Origin of the sequence: Streptomyces coryli (assembly GCF_011044975.1) — a bacterium.
GTDB classification, from domain to species: domain Bacteria; phylum Actinomycetota; class Actinomycetes; order Streptomycetales; family Streptomycetaceae; genus Streptomyces; species Streptomyces coryli.
In genome coordinates this window covers 1-4550 of the sequence record NZ_JAAKZV010000397.1, presented here as the reverse complement: position 1 = coordinate 4550, position 4550 = coordinate 1, and the positions used below count along the sequence as shown (strand labels likewise).

The window sequence follows — 4550 nt, the reverse complement described above, 5'->3', positions numbered from 1 at the left end:
CCGTAACGAGGAGGCCCCCGACCGCCAGCCCGGCCCCGGCGGCCACCACCACCGCGGGCACCACCGGCAGCAGCACCTCCAGCAGCACCGCCCGCCGCAGCACCGCCCGCGGCACCCCGGCGGCGTACTGCGCGGCCAGCGCCCGCCGCCGGGTGACCAGCGACTCGGCGCTGCCGACCGCGAGACCGCCGACCGTCACGGCGAGGCCGATGACGAAGGCGGTGGCGACGAGGGCGTAGGAGCCGGTGTAGAAGGAGTCGTCCTCCGCGTAGTTCCCGTGCTCGACCGAGGCCAGCAGGTCCTGCCAGAGCACCGCGAAGCCGGTCCCCATCACGGTGGCGAAGAGCAGCGTGCCGTGCGTACGGGCCCCTGACCACGGGTCGAGGCGCAGCCGGTGCGCGGCGATCAGCAGCGCCGGCCGGTCGGTGGTGGCGAAGGCGCGGCCGAGGAGGACGGCGAGGGCGCCGGTGCCGAGGACGACGCCCGCGGCGATGAGGCCGGTGAGGGCGGCGAACAGGGGATAGATCCATCCGTCGGCCTGCTGCCCCGCCATGACCTGCAGCGCTCCGAAGCCGACGACGATCACGGCCGGCGGCAGCCCGAAGATCAGCGCCAGCTTCAGCGGCGTCCGCCGCACCGTCCGCCGGCTGACCGCCAGCGGCTCGGCGACCACCCGGCGCAGCGCGAACAGCGTCGCCAGCACCGCGAGCACCGGCATGCACAGCGCGGTGCCGAGCCACGGCAACAGCGGCAGCGGGATATCGGTCGGCCAGGTGAGCTGCTGCCCCCGCCCGTCCGGCTGCACGGCCTCGGCCCACGCCCACAGGCCGAGGAAGACGACCACGGCGAGCAGGGCTCCGGCGAGACACGCGAGCCCGGTTTCGAGGGCCGCGATCCGCCGCACCTGCCGGGGCGTGCCCCCGGTCAGCCGCAGCGCGGCCAGCCGCCGGTCGCGGTGCGCGGCGCCGATCCGGGCGCACTGGCCGAGGAAGGCGAGCGCGGTGAGCAGCAGGAGCAGCAGCGCGGCGATCACGCCGGGCCGCAGCCCGGACTCGCCGAGGAGGGCGCTGGAGTAGTGCCAGTGCTCGCCGCGGATCGCCGCGACGGTCACCGCCGCCAGCGCGAAGGCGGTGGCGACGGCGCTGCCCACGACGGTGAGCAGCACCCGCAGCCACTCCCGCCGGTCGGACCCGCGCATGAGCGCCCAGGCGAGGCGCGCCTCGGCCTTCACGACTGGTCCTGCCGCTGGGCCGGCGACACGGGCGGCACGGGGGTGCCGAACTGCGACGGCACCGGCGCCCCGTCCCGCAGCACCACCTCGCGATCGGCGTACGCGGCGACCCGGGCGTCATGCGTGACCAGCAGTATCGAGGTGCCCGAGTCCTTCGCGGCATGCACCAGCGCGGCCATCGCCTGTTCACCGGCGAGCGAGTCGAGGGCACCGGTCGGCTCGTCGGCGAAGACGACGGAGGGCCCGGTGACGAGCGCGCGGGCGAGCGCGACGCGCTGCCCCTGCCCACCGCTCAGCTCCCCGGGCCGGAGCCCGGCCTGGGCCCGTACGCCGAACCGCTCCAGCCACTCCTCGGCCTTGACGGCCGCTGCCGCGCGGCGCTGCCCGCCGAGCAGCAGGGGCAGGCAGACGTTGTCGAGCACGGTCAGTTCGGGCACCAGCTGCCCGAACTGGAACACCACCCCGAAGTCCGTCCGCCGCAGCTCGGTGCGGCGCCGCTCACCGGCTTGGTCGAGACGCTCGCCTTGGTACGACACGGCGCCGGAGTCCGGGGTGACGATCCCGGCGAGGCAGTGCAGCAGGGTCGACTTCCCGCTGCCGCTGGCGCCGGTCACCGCGAGGATCTCCCCGGCGGCGAGCTCGATGCCCGCCCCGCGGAGGGCCTCGGTGCGGCCGTAGGACTTGGTCAGGTCGCGGGCGCTGAGCACGGGGACCGGGTTCGGCTGTGGCTGTGGCGTCATGAGGCGCGGACCTCCTTCTCCAGAGTGCTGAGGCGCTGGGCCGTGGTGGCCATCCAGCGCAGGTCGGCGTCGAGGTGACTGAGTGCGTAGTCGGCGGACAGGACGGTGGCGAGCGGTGCTGCCGGGTCGGCTTTGGCGGTGGTCAGCTCCCGCATGCGGGCCAGGTGGGCGGCGCGTTGGGCATCGAGGTAGGCGGCTGGGCCGGGATGGCGGCCGGGTCCGGGGCTGGGACCGGGACCGGCGGTGTCGCCGGCGAGGATGGCGACGACGACCTTCGCGAAGATCTCATTGCTCACGAAGGGCGCGGGCGGGGCGACTTCAGCCAGCCAGCCTTTGAGCTTGTCGCTCCCGGCGTCGGTGATCCGGTACCGAGTGCGCTCGGGCCCCCCGGCCGCCTCGGTCCCGTCTTCCTCGGCCAGCCCGTCACGTACGAGCCGCTGCAGCGTCGAGTACACCTGCCCGTACGCAAGCGGCCGCGCCTCGGGGAAGCGCTCGTCGTGGCGCTTCTTGAGGTCGTAGCCGTGGCTGGGCCCGCTGGTGAGGAGGCCTAGCAGGACGTGTGCGGTGGTCATGGGTTCTACTATGCACTACGTATATGTACTGAGTGAATAGTGGGGTGGGGATTGGGGTCGAGCTTTTCGGATGGGTTGGCATCGGATGGTGACGGTCGCGTCGCCGTCGTGCCTTGGGGTGCGGTGCCGGAAACGGATGGCTGGCTACGGGAGGAGTGGGGAGGCGGGGCGCGTTTGGTCTGCCGGGTGACCTTTTCCTTGGGGGGTGTGGTGTGTCGGGCGGGAAGCCTGCCGCAGGCTTCGCAGGCTTCGCAGGCTTCGCAGGCAGGGCAGGCTTCGCAGGCAGGGCAGGCTTCGCAGGTAGGGCAGGCAAGCTGCCAACGCCGCCGCATGCCAGGCCTGATCACACCGCAGTCAGCCGCATGCGCCCCGCCGTAGCGGCAAGCTCCGGCTCTCCCCAACGAGGCCAGGCCAGGCAAGGCGAGGCGAGGAGACGCGAGGAGACGCGAGGTCAGACCGCCGCCCGGCAGACCGACGCGCCCCGCCTCCCCCTCCTCCCGTAGCCAGCCATCCGTTTCCGGCACCGCACCCGCACGGACCCGGCAGCGCGGCCGTCACCATCCGATGCCAACTTGCCCGCCACCACAGCCACTTCAGCCACTCCCAGCGCGAGCCGCCCCGTCCGTCGTCCGGTCAATCCCGAACCGCGTAGACCTCCAGCGCCCACAGCGAATACCCGAAGCGCGTCCCCCGCTCCTCACCCTGGATGCGTACATACCGGACGTCCCGCTCATCCATCCGCACCGACTCACGCCCACCCGCACCGTCCACCACCCGCGCAGCCGTGCGCCAGCGGCGGCCATCGGCAGAGACCTGCACCCGGTAGCCGGAGGCATACGCGTCCTGCCACCGCAGTCGCACCTCGCCCACCCGTGCAGGCTTGTCGAGCCGGACCTGCAGCCACTCGCCGTCCTTCGCCGGTGATGACCACCGCGTGTCCGCCTTGCCGTCCACCGCCGCCGCGGCCGGGAAGTCCGGCGTTTCGTCGGCCGACGACGAGGCGTCGCCGCTCCGCGCCAAGTCCTCGCCGCCGGCGGGCGGATACGCCCGTACCGTCACGGTCCCGCGCTGCGTGCCACCGTGCCCGTCCGAGACGCGCACCGGCAGCTCGTACGTGCCGGGCTTCGTGCCCTCCGGCGCGCTCACCTCGATACGCGCCGTGGCCTTGCCGCCGCGCGGGGCGGTGACGCGGGCGGCGTGGTCGGTCTCCAGGCCGCCGTCCGGCGCGGGGGCGGAGAGGCGGCCGCGGGCCGCGCCCGGGGTCTGCGCGGTGAGTTCGGCCTCGACGGTCACCGGCTTACCGCCGATCGCGACATCGGCCTCGCTGTGCGGGAGTTCGAGCCGGGCATCGGGCACCTCGGCGGACCACGGAATGACCTCGTGCACGACCGGCGCCCGGGAGTCCTCGTCCCAGACGAGGCGTACGGCATCGGCACGCACGCCCTTCGCCGGCAGCTCGGTGAACCCGTCGTCGGCCAGCTTGCCGATGCGCTCCCAGCCCCGCCCCCGCACATGCACCTCGACCGAGGCACGGGTGCCGGAGCCGGGGGCGGTGAGGACGGTGACGTTACGAAGGTCCTGCTCAGGGATGTCGACGGTGAGCTGCTGCGCGCCCGCGGCGCCGTCCTCACCGGGCAGCGGAACACGAACGGCCTCCGCCGACGGCGCGAGCGTGGGCTGCCCGGAGCGGAGTGCGGCGATCGCCTCATCGGGGGAGGCGACACCGTCGCGGTGCGCGGGCCCGCGCTCGCCGACCGGCGGAAGGTGCACTGCTGCGCTGCGGCCCGCCGGGTGGTGGGTCGCTGCGCTGCCAGCCGCTGAGTTGTGGGCCGCCGTCCTCCCGGCCGCCGCGTTGTGGGCCGCTGCCCTCCCGGCCTCGCGACCATGAGCCGCCGATCCTCTGGCCGCGGAGTCCCGCCCGCGACCCGACACGTCAACCCCCTTGGGACCACCCCGGAGCGCAACACCTCGGTCCTGGTCCGTAACGCCCCGGCCCCGGTCCGCAAC

General features: G+C 74.1%; 4 protein-coding genes. All 4 read right to left on the bottom strand.

Translation table 11 applies throughout. The features are described from left to right. Positions 1–1231: FtsX-like permease family protein (locus G5C51_RS40020; protein ID WP_165245544.1), on the bottom strand; the 1231-nt coding region annotated here is incomplete at its 3' end. Next, a complete protein-coding gene (locus G5C51_RS40015) occupies positions 1228–1971 on the bottom strand; it encodes an ABC transporter ATP-binding protein (protein WP_165245542.1) in 744 nt (247 codons plus the stop codon). The genes G5C51_RS40015 and G5C51_RS40020, both read right to left, overlap by 4 nt. Next, positions 1968–2543: a PadR family transcriptional regulator gene (locus G5C51_RS40010; protein WP_165245540.1), complete on the bottom strand. Its 576-nt coding sequence runs from the start codon at positions 2541–2543 to the stop codon at positions 1968–1970. The genes G5C51_RS40015 and G5C51_RS40010 overlap by 4 nt, the downstream gene beginning before the upstream one ends. Positions 2544–3176: 633 nt before the next feature. Next, positions 3177–4313, bottom strand: coding sequence for a discoidin domain-containing protein (locus G5C51_RS44190; RefSeq protein ID WP_338118487.1), 1137 nt, complete (start codon positions 4311–4313; stop codon positions 3177–3179). Between the last annotated feature and the right edge of the window lie 237 nt (positions 4314–4550).

What these genes read in the sequence shown, in the direction of transcription:
- G5C51_RS40015 (WP_165245542.1), bottom strand. Translation starts at nt 1,971, where the DNA reads ATGACGCCACAGCCACAGCCGAACCCGGTCCCCGTGCTCAGCGCCCGC.
- G5C51_RS40010 (WP_165245540.1), bottom strand. Translation starts at nt 2,543, where the DNA reads ATGACCACCGCACACGTCCTGCTAGGCCTCCTCACCAGCGGGCCCAGC.